This is a genomic window from Pseudomonas sp. MBLB4136 (assembly GCF_051904765.1).
In the GTDB taxonomy this organism is placed as follows: Bacteria; Pseudomonadota; Gammaproteobacteria; order Pseudomonadales; family Pseudomonadaceae; genus Aquipseudomonas.
In genome coordinates, this window is record NZ_CP196713.1 from 3,799,120 (window position 1) to 3,812,610 (window position 13,491).

Annotated in this window: 13 protein-coding genes and 3 tRNA genes; 11 read left to right on the plus strand and 5 right to left on the minus strand. The window is 63.6% G+C overall.

Annotated features, from left to right (window positions below; translation table 11 throughout):
- The 4 genes from ACSX1D_RS17275 to yacG all read left to right on the plus strand — a co-directional run bounded on the left by ACSX1D_RS17275 (position 1) and on the right by yacG (position 3,104).
- Positions 1 to 1,218 carry a type II secretion system F family protein gene (locus ACSX1D_RS17275; RefSeq protein WP_439859675.1) on the plus strand — a complete coding sequence of 406 codons (1,218 nt, stop codon included), beginning with the start codon at positions 1 to 3 and terminating at the stop codon, positions 1,216 to 1,218.
- A 3-nt stretch (positions 1,219 to 1,221) separates the two neighbouring features.
- Positions 1,222 to 2,094 (plus strand): prepilin peptidase, encoded by an 873-nt coding sequence (locus ACSX1D_RS17280; RefSeq protein ID WP_439859676.1) that lies wholly within the window; start codon positions 1,222 to 1,224, stop codon positions 2,092 to 2,094.
- A gap of 204 nt (positions 2,095 to 2,298) precedes the next feature.
- The gene (gene coaE, locus ACSX1D_RS17285) at positions 2,299 to 2,907 is read left to right on the plus strand and encodes a dephospho-CoA kinase (RefSeq protein ID WP_439859677.1); all 609 of its coding nucleotides are present in this window, start codon (positions 2,299 to 2,301) and stop codon (positions 2,905 to 2,907) included.
- Positions 2,904 to 3,104: a DNA gyrase inhibitor YacG gene (yacG, locus tag ACSX1D_RS17290; RefSeq protein ID WP_439859678.1), complete on the plus strand. Its 201-nt coding sequence runs from the start codon at positions 2,904 to 2,906 to the stop codon at positions 3,102 to 3,104. The genes coaE and yacG overlap by 4 nt, the downstream gene beginning before the upstream one ends.
- 35 nt (positions 3,105 to 3,139) lie before the next feature.
- On the opposite strand, the gene ACSX1D_RS17295 is transcribed toward yacG, so the two are convergent.
- Positions 3,140 to 3,829: an energy-coupling factor ABC transporter permease gene (locus ACSX1D_RS17295; protein ID WP_439859679.1), complete on the minus strand. Its 690-nt coding sequence runs from the start codon at positions 3,827 to 3,829 to the stop codon at positions 3,140 to 3,142.
- A gap of 274 nt (positions 3,830 to 4,103) precedes the next feature.
- Here ACSX1D_RS17295 and ACSX1D_RS17300 point away from each other — a divergent pair, with 274 nt between their 5' ends.
- The 5 genes from ACSX1D_RS17300 to ACSX1D_RS17320 all read left to right on the plus strand — a co-directional run bounded on the left by ACSX1D_RS17300 (position 4,104) and on the right by ACSX1D_RS17320 (position 7,611).
- Entirely contained in the window at positions 4,104 to 4,733 is a 630-nt protein-coding gene (locus ACSX1D_RS17300) for a DUF1780 domain-containing protein (RefSeq protein ID WP_439859680.1), read from the plus strand.
- On the plus strand, positions 4,730 to 5,224 hold the full coding sequence (locus ACSX1D_RS17305; protein WP_439859681.1) for an MOSC domain-containing protein: 495 nt from the start codon (positions 4,730 to 4,732) through the stop codon (positions 5,222 to 5,224). The genes ACSX1D_RS17300 and ACSX1D_RS17305 overlap by 4 nt, the downstream gene beginning before the upstream one ends.
- 80 nt (positions 5,225 to 5,304) lie before the next feature.
- Complete coding sequence (locus ACSX1D_RS17310; RefSeq protein ID WP_439859682.1) at positions 5,305 to 5,478, plus strand: DUF3094 family protein; 174 nt, start codon at positions 5,305 to 5,307, stop codon at positions 5,476 to 5,478.
- Between the two features lie 63 nt (positions 5,479 to 5,541).
- Entirely contained in the window at positions 5,542 to 6,843 is a 1,302-nt protein-coding gene (locus tag ACSX1D_RS17315) for an NAD(P)/FAD-dependent oxidoreductase (RefSeq protein ID WP_439859683.1), read from the plus strand.
- A 48-nt stretch (positions 6,844 to 6,891) separates the two neighbouring features.
- The gene (locus ACSX1D_RS17320) at positions 6,892 to 7,611 is read left to right on the plus strand and encodes a substrate-binding periplasmic protein (protein ID WP_439859684.1); all 720 of its coding nucleotides are present in this window, start codon (positions 6,892 to 6,894) and stop codon (positions 7,609 to 7,611) included.
- 13 nt (positions 7,612 to 7,624) lie between these two features.
- Here the strand turns inward: ACSX1D_RS17320 and ACSX1D_RS17325 are convergent.
- From ACSX1D_RS17325 to ACSX1D_RS17335, 3 genes are all read right to left on the minus strand, one after another.
- Positions 7,625 to 7,700, minus strand: a tRNA-Lys gene (locus tag ACSX1D_RS17325).
- A 5-nt stretch (positions 7,701 to 7,705) separates the two neighbouring features.
- Positions 7,706 to 7,782: transfer RNA gene (locus ACSX1D_RS17330), tRNA-Pro, on the minus strand.
- Between the two features lie 9 nt (positions 7,783 to 7,791).
- A tRNA-Asn gene (locus tag ACSX1D_RS17335) sits at positions 7,792 to 7,867 on the minus strand.
- Between the two features lie 209 nt (positions 7,868 to 8,076).
- On the opposite strand from ACSX1D_RS17335, the gene ACSX1D_RS17340 reads away from it, so the two are divergent.
- Both ACSX1D_RS17340 and ACSX1D_RS17345 read left to right on the plus strand, forming a co-directional pair.
- Positions 8,077 to 10,458 carry a DUF1631 domain-containing protein gene (locus ACSX1D_RS17340; RefSeq protein ID WP_439859685.1) on the plus strand — a complete coding sequence of 794 codons (2,382 nt, stop codon included), beginning with the start codon at positions 8,077 to 8,079 and terminating at the stop codon, positions 10,456 to 10,458.
- Between the two features lie 9 nt (positions 10,459 to 10,467).
- On the plus strand, positions 10,468 to 10,800 hold the full coding sequence (locus ACSX1D_RS17345) for a PilZ domain-containing protein (RefSeq protein WP_439859686.1): 333 nt from the start codon (positions 10,468 to 10,470) through the stop codon (positions 10,798 to 10,800).
- 46 nt (positions 10,801 to 10,846) lie between these two features.
- Here ACSX1D_RS17345 and clpB read toward each other — a convergent pair whose 3' ends face one another.
- A complete protein-coding gene (clpB, locus tag ACSX1D_RS17350; protein WP_439859687.1) occupies positions 10,847 to 13,411 on the minus strand; it encodes an ATP-dependent chaperone ClpB in 2,565 nt (854 codons plus the stop codon).
- Positions 13,412 to 13,491: the final 80 nt, after the last annotated feature.

Consider the following 13,491-nt stretch of genomic DNA (forward strand, 5'->3'; position numbering starts at 1 on the left):
ATGGCGGAAAAAGCACTGAAAACCAGCGTATTCAGCTGGGAAGGCAAAGACAAGAAAGGCGCCATCGTCAAGGGTGAAATCAACGGGCAGAACCCCGCGCTGGTCAAGGCCCAGCTGCGCAAGCAAGGCATCAACCCGACCAAGGTGCGAAAAAAAGCCACTTCGCTATTCAGCGCCGGCAAGAAAATCAAGCCCATGGACATCGCCCTGTTCACCAGGCAGATGGCGACCATGATGAAAGCGGGCGTTCCCCTGCTGCAGTCGTTCGATATCATTGGTGAAGGCTTCGACAACCCCAACATGCGCAAACTCGTGGACGAGGTGAAGCAGGAGGTCGCAGCCGGTAATAGCTTCGCCGCTTCGCTGCGCAAGAAACCCGAATACTTCGACGATCTCTACTGCAATCTGGTTGACTCCGGCGAGCAGGCCGGAGCACTGGAAACCCTGCTGGACCGCATCGCCACCTACAAGGAAAAGACCGAGGCCTTGAAGGCCAAGATCAAGAAAGCCATGAACTACCCGATCGCGGTGATCGTGGTGGCCATCATCGTTTCGGCCATCCTCTTGATCAAGGTAGTTCCACAGTTTGAGTCTGTGTTCGAGAACTTCGGCGCCGAACTCCCGGCCTTTACCCAGATGGTCATCGGACTGTCGCAGGCACTGCAGGAGTGGTGGCTGATCATTTTGATTGGAATGTTTGCAACCGCTTTCGCCCTGAAGGAAATGCACAAGCGGTCGCAGAAATTTCGTGACTGGATGGATCGAACCGTGCTCAAGATGCCTATTGTCGGCGACATTCTCTACAAATCGGCCGTAGCTCGCTTTGCTCGCACCCTTTCCACCACATTTGCCGCCGGCGTTCCGCTTGTGGAAGCTCTTGACTCCGTAGCCGGCGCAACCGGCAACGTCGTTTTCAAGAACGCGACCAATAAAGTCAAAGCTGACGTATCCACCGGCATGCAGCTTAACTTTTCCATGCGCACCACGGGCACCTTTCCATCAATGGCGATACAAATGACCGCGATTGGCGAAGAGTCCGGCGCACTGGACGAAATGTTGGACAAAGTGGCGACTTTTTATGAAGAGGAAGTTGACAATATGGTCGACGGCCTGACCAGCCTTATGGAACCCATCATCATGTCGGTGCTGGGTGTATTGGTGGGCGGCCTTATTATCGCCATGTACCTGCCCATATTCCAACTTGGCGCCGTCGTTTAGAGCATGTCAGTTATCCACTTTCTGGCCACACACGCGCTGGCCTTGGCTCTACTTGTCCTGCTGATCGGCCTGCTGATCGGCAGTTTCCTCAACGTAGTTACCTATCGCCTGCCCCTTATGCTGCAGCGAGACTGGCAGACACAGGCCAGGGAGATTCTTGAACTTCCGGCCCAGCCGCACCCCGGTACGTTCAACCTGCTCTTACCCAACTCCCAATGCCCACACTGCGGCCATGAGATTCGCCCCTGGGAGAACATTCCGGTACTGAGCTATCTGGCATTGCGCGGCAAATGCTCCAGCTGCAAGACAGCCATAAGTCCTCGCTACCCCATTGTAGAGCTGGCCTGTGGCCTGCTGTCTGCCTACGTTGCCTGGCATTTCGGTTTCACCTGGCAGACCGCCGGCATGTTGCTGCTGACCTGGGGGCTGCTGGCGATGAGCCTGATCGACGCCGACCATCAGTTGCTGCCCGATGCCCTGGTGCTGCCGCTGTTGTGGCTCGGACTGATCGCGAACTACTTCGGCTTGTATGCCAGCCTCGGCGACGCGCTGTGGGGGGCGGTTGCTGGCTACCTCAGCCTGTGGTCGGTGTACTGGCTGTTCAAGCTGGTGACCGGCAAGGAAGGCATGGGCTACGGCGACTTCAAGCTGCTGGCCATGCTCGGCGCCTGGGGTGGCTGGCAGGTGTTGCCGCTGACCATCCTGCTGTCGTCGCTGGTCGGGGCCGTGCTCGGGGTGATCATGCTGCGCCTGCGCAATGCCGAGACCAGCACGCCGATCCCCTTCGGCCCCTACCTGGCGATCGCCGGCTGGATCGCCCTGCTATGGGGTGAGCAGATCACCGGCACCTACCTGCAATTTGCCGGATTTCGCTAGCGCACCTGCGGGAGCGGGCTTGTTCGCGATACCGTGCACTCGCCGTACGGATCGCCAGCAGGCTCGCACCTGTAAGCAACCCATCTGCATTCCGTTCCGTCCGCTCAGACCAAGGCCCACGAGCGCCTCGGCCGTTCGCCGGCTCACGGCCGCATGCCTTACAATCGACGGCCAACCAGCAACCCACGCGAGCCGCACCCGTTTATGAAGCCCTGGATCCTCGGTATTACTGGCGGCATTGGCAGCGGCAAGAGCGCAGTCGCGCAGCTGTTCATCGACCTGGGCGTGCATCTGGTGGACGCCGATCATGCCGCGCGCTGGGTGGTCGAGCCCGGCCAGCCGGCACTGGCGAAGATAGCCGAGCACTTCGGCGCCGAGGTACTGCAAGCCGATGGCCAACTGGACCGCGCCGCCCTGCGCGCGCGCGTGTTTGCCGATGTCGCCGAGCGCCGCTGGCTGGAGGCCTTGCTACACCCCTTGATCCGCCAACGGATCGTCGACTACCTGGCCCGCGCCGAATCCCCCTACGCTGCGCTAGTGTCGCCCCTGCTGGTGGAATCGGGCCAGCACCAACTGACTCAGCGGATACTGGTGATCGACGCCCCCGAACAGTTGCGCGTGCAGCGCACCATGGACCGCGATCAGGCCACCGCCGAACAGGTGCAGGCCATCCTCAGGGCCCAGGCCAGCCGGGAAGAGCGCCTGCGCTACGCCGACGATGTGCTGGTGAATGACCGCGACCTGCACTGGTTGCGCAGCGAAGTCGAACGCCTGCACAATTTTTATCTCACTTTAAGCGGAGGCCAACCATGAGCGCACCCACCACCGTCGCCTGCCCCACCTGCTGCGCCCCCGTGGAATGGGGCCCGCAAAGTCCGAGCCGGCCGTTCTGCTCCGAGCGCTGCAAGCTGATCGACCTGGGCGCCTGGGCATCGGAAGAACACGCGATTCCCGGCAATGAACTGGAGGACGACCTGTTTTCCGGCGAGTTGCCGCCGCGCCAGCACTGATAACAGCCCGCAGATCGCGCCCGCCGCCCTACCATTCAATCTGACCTGTCGTCGCCTCTCCATGGCGCCGACAGGTAGCGCGTGCGATTGAAGGTCTCCAGCCAGTCGGGACAGAACACCACCAGCGCAGTGATCAGCATGCCGTTGATAAAGGCCTCGGGAAACATCGCCAGCCACAGGTAGCCGGCCAGGTCGCCCAGCCAGTACGGCAGCGTGAACAGCCCGTCGAGCCAGAGCAGACCCAACCCGAGCAGAATGCAAGCTAATGCTGACAGGGCCGCCGGAAAGAACGCACAGAAGAAGATATAGACGAACAGGTTGCGCGGGTGCGCGCGCTCTACCCGTAGGGCACAAAGCTCGGCAATCAACACTGGTACCAGCACCAGCAACACACCGTTCACCCCCAACGCCCGCAGGTCCTGATACCCCAGCACCAGCATGCCCAACTGAGCCGCGGCACCAGCCAGAATCGCCAGCGGCCAGTCGAGCAACAGGGTCACCGCGGTCATGCCGATCAAGTGGTAGGACAGCCCGGAGTCGAAATCGCGCCGCACCAGCCACAGCAGAAACAGCGCGAACGCCGTGCCGCACAGCAGGTGCTGCCGGCGCAGGTCACTGAACAGCGCCAGCCAGGGCGCACGCCAAATCGCCCACAGCAGCACCGCCAGATACAGCAGCCAACCAACCCACTGACTGCTGGATGAAAGCAACGCAGCCGCGATCATGACCGAAACCCCAACGCTTGGCGGATGAACGCAACCAGTCTACACCGCCGCCCACACAATCGAATCGGCGCAAGCTGGCTGCGGCAATCGGCCACCAGCGACTGACCACGCGCCCCCACTGCAACATCACATTAGCTGGGGACTCCGGACGACGACAAAGCTGCCGGCAGCCAACCGCCGGGCCGCCGCGACACGCCTGATACGCCGCGGTGCCAGATGTCTATTGGCGCCCAAAGGGTACCAAGCGCCCCGCACCACGGGCTAAGCTGAGCGCATGGACGACTCCGACTACTTGCGCCTGCTCACGCACCAGGCCGAGCAAGCCAATGCCTTTCTCTCCAACGCCCGCAAGTGGGAGCGCGAGCGCTGGGTGTGCCAGCGCCTGTTGCAAGCCCTGAACATCGAGCACCGCCTCGAGGAGTTCAGCGCAGCCGAACAGGAGCCGCCCGACGTGCTGTTTCGCGAAGCCAGCTTCGAGGTGTTCTTCGTACTCGACGAAGGGCGGCGCCTGAACGACGAATGGCGCGCTGAACTGGAGCGCCGCCGCAGCGCCTTTTCCCTCAAGCAACTGGTTCGCCGCGAAGCCAAGCCAAGGCGCATCCCAGCGGCAGAACTGCAGGCACGCCTGGGGCCGACCCTGCGCAAGAAAGCGCACAACTACAGCGAGCGCGGCCTCGACCTCGGCGAGCTGGACCTGCTCGCCTACGTCAACCTCAAGCGCGCCGTACCGGACTTCAACAGCCACTTCCCCCCGCCCACCGAGTATCTGCGCCAAGGCTGGCGCTCGCTGTCGCTGGTAGGTCCGACTTTTGCGCGAGTGCTGTTCGCCCACCCGGACGCGCCGGACTTCCTGCGCGGCAACCTGGGCCGCAGCGTGCTGTTCGACGTTGGAATCAGCCTATGAGCCCGCTGCAGCAATTGCTCGCCACCGTCCCACAACAGGGTCGAGTACGCTGGATTGGCGTGCGCCCGCTCGCGCGCGGCGAAATGCTCGAGCTGGAAGCAGTGGAAGCGCGTCGCGATGCCGGCCTGACTGGCGACCACAGCCGCCCAGGGCCGCGCAACGCGCGCCAGGTGACCCTGATTCAGTGGGAGCACCTGCCGGTGATCGGCGCCTTGATCGGGCGAACCGCCGAGCAGCCGCTGCGGGCGGAGGAGCTGCGGCGCAATATCGCCGTCAGCGGCATCAACCTGTTCAGCCTCAAGGGTCGGCGCTTCCGCATTGGCCAGGCGATCCTGGAAACCACCGGCTGGTGCCAGCCCTGCGCCCGCCTGGAGGAACGCCTCGGCCCCGGCACCTTCCAGGCAGTACGCGGCCATGGCGGGATCACCGCGCGAGTACTGCAGGGCGGTATTATCAGACTGAATGATGACCTTTGCGTTGAGCCTTTATAACCACCGCGGCTAGAATAGCCAGCATCTCCAGGCCGGGCGAACGCCATCAGGCACCCCGCGCCAGTCCCATCGAGGCCCCCATGTCCAGCCGCCTGAGCCCAGACGACCAACAACGCGTCGACCAGTACCTGAGCGCACCGCAACATCAAGTCGCGCGCCAGCCCTTCAGGGTCTGGCGCCTGCTGCTGGTGATCCTCGTCGTGGTCATCGGACTGGGCCTGCTGAGCCGCCTGCTGAGCCGGTTGGTGCTATGAGCTGCTTCGCGCTCGCCCAACCGCACGCCCTCCGCTTTCTTCAAAGCCTTGTGAGAGTGTCCCATGTCCCATCGCATCATCATCGTCGGCGGCGGCGCCGGCGGCCTGGAGCTTGCCACCCGCCTGGGTAGAACCCTGGGCAAGCGCGGCCGTGCCAAAGTCACCCTGGTCGACGCCAACCTGACGCACATCTGGAAGCCACTGCTGCATGAGGTGGCGGCAGGCTCGCTCAACTCCTCGGAAGACGAACTGAACTATGTAGCCCAGGCCAAGTGGAATCACTTCGAGTTCCAGTATGGCCGCATGAGCGGGCTGAATCGCGCCGAACGACGCATCACCCTGGCCGCCACCCTCGACGAGCACGGCGAGCTGCTGATGCCCGAACGCGAGCTGGGCTACGACAGCCTGGTGATAGCCGTCGGCAGCACCACCAATGATTTCGGCACGCCCGGCGCCGCCGAACATTGCCTGTTCCTCGATACCCGCGAGCAGGCGGAACGCTTTCACCGCCAACTGCTCAGCCACTACCTGCGCGCCCATGCCGACCAGGGCAACAGCAGCGCGCAAATCAGCGTGGCCATAGTCGGCGCCGGCGCCACAGGGGTGGAGCTGGCCGCCGAGCTGCACCACGCCGCCCACGAGCTGGCCGCCTACGGACTGGACCGCATCCGCCCGGAAAATATGCGCATCACCCTGATCGAGGCCGGCCCTCGGGTATTGCCGGCGCTGCCGGAGCGCATCGGCCAGCCCGTGCACCAGACCCTGGAAAAGCTCGGGGTGACCGTCATGACCAATGCAGCAGTCAGCCAGGTGACCCGCGACGCCTTGCACACCGCCCAGGGCGAAACCATCACCGCCAGTTTCAAGGTGTGGGCCGCGGGCATCCGCGCCCCGGGCTTCCTCAAGGATCTGGACGGCCTGGAGAGCAACCGCATCAACCAGTTGCAAGTGCGCCCGACCCTGCAGACTACGCGCGACGACAACATCTTCGCCTTCGGCGACTGCGCCGCCTGCCCACAACCGGGCAGCGAAGGCCGCAACGTGCCGCCGCGCGCCCAGGCCGCCCACCAGCAAGCCACGCTACTGGCCAAATCCCTGAAGCAGCGCATCGAGGGCCAGCCCCTGCCGGAATACCGCTACCGCGACTACGGCTCGTTGATTTCCCTGGCGAGCTTTTCCGCTGTCGGCAACCTGATGGGCAACCTGACCGGCAGCGTGATGCTCGAAGGCTGGCTGGCTCGGGTGTTCTACGTATCGCTCTACCGCATGCACCAGATGGCACTGTACGGTGCATTCCGCACGTTGCTGCTGATGCTCAGTGACCGCATCGGTCGCAGCACCGAGCCGCGCCTGAAACTGCACTAGCACCATCACCTATACTGCGCACGGCACACTCCGCAGTGAGACGTACCCATGCGCAGCCTCCTCTGGCTTGGGCTGCTGCTTACCGCACTCGCGGCCGCAGCGGAGCCCTTGCCGGTCTACTACATTGAAAAGCCGCCCTACTACCATAGCGAACAGGGCGAGCCGGCCGGCTTCCTGCTGGAACGCGCGCAGGCGATATTCAAAGAGGCCGGCATAACGATCAGGCTCCAGTCGCGCCCGTCCAAGCGCATCCAGATGAAACTTGCACTGGAGCGCGAAGCCGCCTGCTCGATTGGCTGGTTCAAAACGGAGCAACGCAGTGCCTATGCCTGGTTCTCCCGCCCCATCTATCGCGACAGGCCAATGGTCGTGCTGACCCGGACCGACCTGGCCTCGCAGGTCAAAGCCCACGAGAACTTCGCCGCACTGCTGAAGAGCCCACTGCGTCTGGGCCTGATTGACGGGTATTCCTATGGAGAACTGGACGCCCTGCTGGCCCAGGCCGAACACAGCAGCATTACCGCGGCGCCGACACATAACGTACTGATGCTAGCCGCCAAGCGCATCGACTACACCCTGGTCGACGAGCGGGAGATACCCTATATTCTGGCGGAAGCCGATATGTACGATGCCAGGGTGACGCAACTGGGCATGCCGGACTTACCAGCGGGACAATTGCGTTACCTGATGTGCAGCAAAGGAGTGGACCGAGCGCTGCGAGAGCGTATCGATCAGGCCATACTGGCCTTGGGCCTGCAGCCCGAGTGAAGCGAGGGAAAGGTGGTGGGTCGTGTAGGATTCGAACCTACGACCAATTGGTTAAAAGCCAACTGCTCTACCAACTGAGCTAACGACCCAAAAATGGTCGGGGTAGGGGGATTCGAACTCCCGACATCCTGCTCCCAAAGCAGGCGCGCTACCGGACTGCGCTATACCCCGGCTGAAGATTGGCTCCGCGACCTGGACTCGAACCAGGGACCCAATGATTAACAGTCATTTGCTCTACCGACTGAGCTATCGCGGAACTACCATCCTTCAATGCTCTGCTGCCGTTCCCGGTGTTCGCCGTTTCCCGCATCAGAGGCGCGCCATTTTACGGTTCCAGAACGCCCTGTCAACCCCTTAAAGTGCTTTTATGACAATGCCTTGCAGTCATGACATCGGCTGCTATATCTACTGAGACTGTGTTCGTTGCGGGACGCGCCGGCCGCAAGGCTTTAGCCAGGAAAATGCATGAGTATCCAGGACACGCCCCCAGACTCCCCGACTTCCGTACCGACCCTCGCCAGCCGTGGCATACAACCACGCTACGGCGAGCTGGGGCAGAGCTGCCGGAAGCTGGTGATGAATCGCCTGGCCGAACATCTGACCGGCGTCTTCGCCCAGGTCGACGACACCCTGTTCGAATGCGCGGAGCAGGCCGAGAACAATCAGGTGCAGACGCTGTTCTTCGACAGCATGCGCGAGATACGCAAACAGCGGCCGCAGATCGAGCGCAGCTATCACCAGAAGATCTCGCGCAATTTCTCCGACTTTCTCGACGGCACGCTCAGGCCGCCCACCAGAGCCGACGAGGTCGACGCAGAGCAGCTGGCCCTGGTGCAGAACGAGGATTACGAAGAAAGCCTGCAAGTCACCAATATGGTCAGCCGCGTCAAGGCGCGCTGCGCCCAGGCTATCTTCGCCCTGGAGCAGCGCCTGGCCCTGCTCAACAACGGCAAGAAGCTCGGCGAAGACGGCAACCCCTTCGGCCCGCAGATGATTGCCCAGGCATTCCGCGAAGCCCTAGCGCCCAGCCCCTTCCCGCTGCGCATCAAGGTGATCCTCTACGGCCTGTTCGACCAGCACGTCATGCACAGCCTGGACAGCCTGTATGCAGCCCTGAACCAGCGCCTCATCGACGCCGGCGTCCTGCCCAACCTGAAATACAGCGCCCAGCGCAGCAGCAGCAGCGCCGAGCGTCCGTCCGCAGCGCCCGCATCTGCTCCCGGCGAGGCCGCTGATGCCGCGGCGTCCGCGCCAAATGAGGGCCAGCGCGCGCCTGGCCGCGCGACCGAGCCCAGCAGTACGCACGCGATCAGCGGCACACAAGCGCCCCAGCCCCCACTCAATCTCGACGGGCCACCGCCGGCCGACCCCGCCCAGCTGCTCAGCAGCCTCGGCGCTCTGCTCGGCGAGCACCGCCAGCGCGACAGCGACGCGCCTCTGCTCGGCGGCACCCGCAGCATCGCCAGCTTCGCACCACGCGATGCCAGCCATACCTACAGCGCCAGCGACCTGCTCGAAGCGCTCAACCGCATGCAACGCCAGTCTGCCGAGGACCTGGCCCAACGCATAAGTCAGCGACAGCAGGTCGAGGGGCTGAAAGTCGACCTGCAGCAGCAACTGGAGGCGAACAGCGCCAACCCCGGCGAACACAAGCTGGCTGACAAGGAGGCCGACATCGTCGACCTGGTCGGAATGCTGTTCGACTTCATCCTGGACGACGACAACCTGCCGGACAGCTGCAAGACCATACTCTCCCACCTGCACACGCCCTATCTGAAGATCGCCCTGCAGGACAAAGCGCTGTTCACCCAGCATCACCACCCGGCACGCCGCCTGCTCAATGCCATGGCGCAGGCCGGCGTGCTGCATGGCGGCGAAGGCGATGAGCGGGGCCTGCTGGCCAAGTTGCAGTGGGTCGTCGAACAGGTCATTCAGGACCCAATTGGCAATGCTCAGCTATTCGAGCGCCTGCTGGAGGAGTTCAACGAGTTCAGCGAAACCCTCAAGCACAAGGTCGAGCTGCGCGAAAAGCGCGCCGTGGAGGCCGCCAAGGGGCGGGACAAGCTGCTCGGCGCACGCCAGCGGGCACTCGACGTGATCGACCGCAGCCTGCATGAGCGCGAACCACCGGCCATCATTCAGAACTTCCTCCAGCAGACCTGGGCCGACGTACTGGTCTTCACCCTCCTGCGCCACGGCGACCAGAGCAGCGAATGGCAGCGCACCTGCGAGGTCGCCGAGCAACTGGCCTGGAGCGGCACCGAACTGGACGATGCCGGGCGCGAGCGCCTGCAGGCACTGCGCGTGCCGCTGCTGGAGGACTTGCGCAAAGGCTTGAAGCAGCTGGGCAGCTATCACGAGAACGGCATCCGCCGCCTGCTGCACGACCTGGTCGCCTGCCAGCATGCGGTGCAGGCCAAGCAGCCGGGGCTCGCCGCCAAGCTCAATCCGACGCTGCCGGCGAGCCCCCTCGGCGCCATGCTCGGCGAAGACGCCGCGCTGGCCAGCCGCAGCCCAACCGGCGCCCCGCCCTCGCCTCGCGCACAGGTGCTCGCCAAGCAACTGGAACACATCGAATTCGGCACCTGGTTCGAATTCAGGACGGGCGCACAAACGCGCCTGCTGAAGCTTTCCTGGTTCAGCCCGACCACCCACAACTACATGTTCGTCGACCAGAGCGGCCAGCGCGCGGCGATCAAACCGCTCAGCCAGCTGGCCAGCGAAATGGAGCGCGGGCTGGCGCGCATACTGCCTCAGGAGGAGGATGCGCCACTGGTCGATCGCGCCCTGAATGCCATTTATCGTGTGCTGCAGCGTTTCACCGGGCGCGCGGCCGAAACCCCTTAAGGAGCCTCCATGGACGATCGCCGCAAGCACAGCCGCCACAGCACCGAGTTGCAGCTGGAGGTTTTCGAGCGGCACTCCGGGCAGCGCCTCGGCCGCGTGGTGGACATTTCGGCTGACGGTTTCATGCTCTTCAGCGACCAGCCACAAATGGCCGACATGCTGGTCGAATGCCGCCTGGTCAGCGAACTGGTGGTCAACGGGGTCGGCGAAATCAGCTTCGCCGCGGATTGCCTGTGGAGCCGCCCGGGCGCCGACGGCAAGCACTGCTGGGCGGGCTTTCATATCATCGACCTGGCGGAAGATCAGGCGGCGGCGCTGGCGCTATTGCTGCAACACCTCTAGACGCAAACCCGTGTCATCTGTCGCCGCGCCGGGTAACTACTGCGACTCAGGCGAATACGATTTCCTCATCCCTGACCGTCGCGGTGACCGCGCTGCCAGGGGCGAACCGTCCGGACAGGATCAGCTGCGCCAGCGGGTTCTCGATCCAGCGCTGGATTGCCCGCTTCAAGGGCCGCGCGCCGTAGACTGGGTCGTAGCCGACGGCCACCAGCTTGTCCAGCGCCTCATCGGAAAGCTCAAGGCTCAGCTCGCGCTCGGCCAGGCGCTGACGTAGGCGCCCCAACTGGATCTGCGCGATTCCGGCGATCTGCTCGCGCGCCAGCGGCTCGAACACCACCACCTCGTCGATGCGGTTGACGAACTCCGGACGGAAGTGGCTGCCCACCGCATCCATCACCGCCGCGCGCTGCGCATCGCGATCGCCCACCAGCTCCTGGATCTGCGCCGAACCGAGGTTGGAGGTCATCACCAGCACGCAATTCTTGAAGTCGACCGTACGCCCATGACTGTCGGTCAGGCGACCGTCCTCCAGCACCTGCAGGAGGATGTTGAAGACATCAGGATGGGCCTTCTCGACTTCGTCCAGCAGGATCACCGAATAAGGCTTACGCCGCACCGCCTCGGTCAGGTAACCGCCTTCTTCATAGCCGACATAGCCGGGCGGCGCGCCGATCAGCCGCGCCACCGAGTGCTTCTCCATGAACTCGGACATGTCGATGCGCACCAGCGCTTCTTCGGTGTCGAAGAGGAATTCGGCCAGCGCCTTGCACAGCTCGGTCTTGCCGACGCCGGTCGGGCCGAGGAACAGGAACGATCCACTGGGACGGTTAGGGTCCGACAGCCCGGCGCGGGAGCGGCGCACCGCATTGGCCACGGCGACCACGGCCTCCTCCTGGCCGATCACCCGCTGATGCAGCAGGCCCTCCATCTTCAGCAGTTTGTCGCGCTCGCCCTCGAGCATCTTGGACACCGGGATGCCGGTCCACTTGGACACCACCTCGGCGATCTCCTCTTCGGTGACTTTGCTGCGCAGCAACTGGTTCTCGGTCTTGCCGTGCTGATCGACCATCTGCAGGCTGCGCTCCAGATCCGGAATGATGCCATACTGCAGTTCGGCCATGCGGTTGAGATCCCCCTTACGCCGCGCGGTCTCCAACTCCTGGCGCGCCTGCTCGATCTTCTCCTGGATCTGCGCGGAGCCCTGAACCTCGGCCTTCTCGGCCTTCCAGATATCCTCCAGATCGGCATACTCCTTCTCCAGGCGGGCGATATCCTCGTTGAGCTTGGCCAGCCGCTTGATCGCCGCCTCGTCTTCTTCCTTCTTCAGCGCCTGGGCCTCGACCTTGAGCTGGATCATGCGCCGCTCCAGGCGGTCGAGCACCTCGGGCTTGGAGTCGATCTCCATACGAATGCGGCTGGCGGCCTCGTCGACCAGGTCGATGGCCTTGTCCGGCAACTGACGATCGGTGATGTAACGATGGCTGAGCTTGGCCGCGGCGATGATCGCGCCGTCGGTGATCGCCACCTTGTGGTGCACCTCGTAGCGCTCCTTCAGGCCGCGCAGAATGGCGATGGTGTCCTCTTCGCTGGGCTCGTCGACCATCACCTTCTGGAAGCGCCGCTCCAGGGCCGCATCCTTCTCGACGTACTGACGGTATTCGTCCAGGGTGGTCGCGCCGACACAATGCAACTCGCCGCGCGCCAGCGATGGCTTGAGCATGTTGCCAGCATCCATGGAACCTTCGGCCTTGCCGGCCCCGACCATGGTGTGCAATTCATCGACAAACAGAATGACCCGACCTTCCTGCTTGGCCAGTTCGTTGAGCACCGCCTTGAGGCGCTCCTCGAACTCGCCGCGGAACTTGGCCCCGGCGATCAGCGCGCCCATGTCCAGCGACAGCAGGCGCTTGTCCTTCAGGCCATCGGGGACCTCGCCATTGACGATGCGCTGGGCCAGGCCCTCGACGATTGCGGTCTTGCCCACGCCCGGCTCGCCGATCAGCACCGGATTGTTCTTGGTGCGGCGCTGCAGCACCTGGATGGTGCGGCGAATTTCGTCGTCGCGACCGATCACCGGATCGAGCTTGCCGTCCTCGGCACGCCTGGTCATGTCGATGCAGTATTTGTCCAGCGCCTGACGCGCCTCCTCGGCATTCGGATCGTTCACCGCCTCGCCACCACGCAGGTTGGCGATGGCGTTCTCCAGGGCCTTCTTGCTCACGCCCTGGGCCAGGAGCAGCTTGCCGAGCCGGGTGTTCTCGTCCAAGGCGGCAAGCAGGACCAGTTCGCTGGAGATGAACTGGTCACCCTTCTGCTGGGACAGGCGGTCGGCCTGGTTGAGCAATCGAGCCAGATCCTGGGACAGGTTCACGTCACCCGTGGGGCTCTGGATCTTGCCCAGCTGATCCAGTTCCTTGGTCAAGGCCTGGCGCAGACTGGCGACATCGAAGCCCACCTGGCGCAGCAGCGGCTTGATCGAGCCGCCCTGCTGGTCGAGCAGCGCCTGCATCAGGTGCAGGGGTTCGATGGCGGCGTGGTCGAGGCCGACGGCCAGGGACTGGGCATCGGACAGCGCGAGTTGCAGCTTGCTGGTCAAACGGTCGATTCGCATGGCGTCATCCTTCCTGATAGGGGCAGGCCGGCACGCTGAAACGGCCACAGCAAATGCCCGCCGAGATGAAGACTAGATAA

Bases quoted from the DNA above. Each gene is read 5' to 3' on its own strand.
- ACSX1D_RS17275 (WP_439859675.1), top strand. From the start codon at position 1: ATGGCGGAAAAAGCACTGAAAACCAGCGTATTCAGCTGGGAAGGCAAA.
- ACSX1D_RS17280 (WP_439859676.1), top strand. From the start codon at position 1,222: ATGTCAGTTATCCACTTTCTGGCCACACACGCGCTGGCCTTGGCTCTA.
- coaE (WP_439859677.1), top strand. From the start codon at position 2,299: ATGAAGCCCTGGATCCTCGGTATTACTGGCGGCATTGGCAGCGGCAAG.
- yacG (WP_439859678.1), top strand. From the start codon at position 2,904: ATGAGCGCACCCACCACCGTCGCCTGCCCCACCTGCTGCGCCCCCGTG.
- ACSX1D_RS17295 (WP_439859679.1), bottom strand. From the start codon at position 3,829: ATGATCGCGGCTGCGTTGCTTTCATCCAGCAGTCAGTGGGTTGGTTGG.
- ACSX1D_RS17300 (WP_439859680.1), top strand. From the start codon at position 4,104: ATGGACGACTCCGACTACTTGCGCCTGCTCACGCACCAGGCCGAGCAA.
- ACSX1D_RS17305 (WP_439859681.1), top strand. From the start codon at position 4,730: ATGAGCCCGCTGCAGCAATTGCTCGCCACCGTCCCACAACAGGGTCGA.
- ACSX1D_RS17310 (WP_439859682.1), top strand. From the start codon at position 5,305: ATGTCCAGCCGCCTGAGCCCAGACGACCAACAACGCGTCGACCAGTAC.
- ACSX1D_RS17315 (WP_439859683.1), top strand. From the start codon at position 5,542: ATGTCCCATCGCATCATCATCGTCGGCGGCGGCGCCGGCGGCCTGGAG.
- ACSX1D_RS17320 (WP_439859684.1), top strand. From the start codon at position 6,892: ATGCGCAGCCTCCTCTGGCTTGGGCTGCTGCTTACCGCACTCGCGGCC.
- ACSX1D_RS17340 (WP_439859685.1), top strand. From the start codon at position 8,077: ATGAGTATCCAGGACACGCCCCCAGACTCCCCGACTTCCGTACCGACC.
- ACSX1D_RS17345 (WP_439859686.1), top strand. From the start codon at position 10,468: ATGGACGATCGCCGCAAGCACAGCCGCCACAGCACCGAGTTGCAGCTG.
- clpB (WP_439859687.1), bottom strand. From the start codon at position 13,411: ATGCGAATCGACCGTTTGACCAGCAAGCTGCAACTCGCGCTGTCCGAT.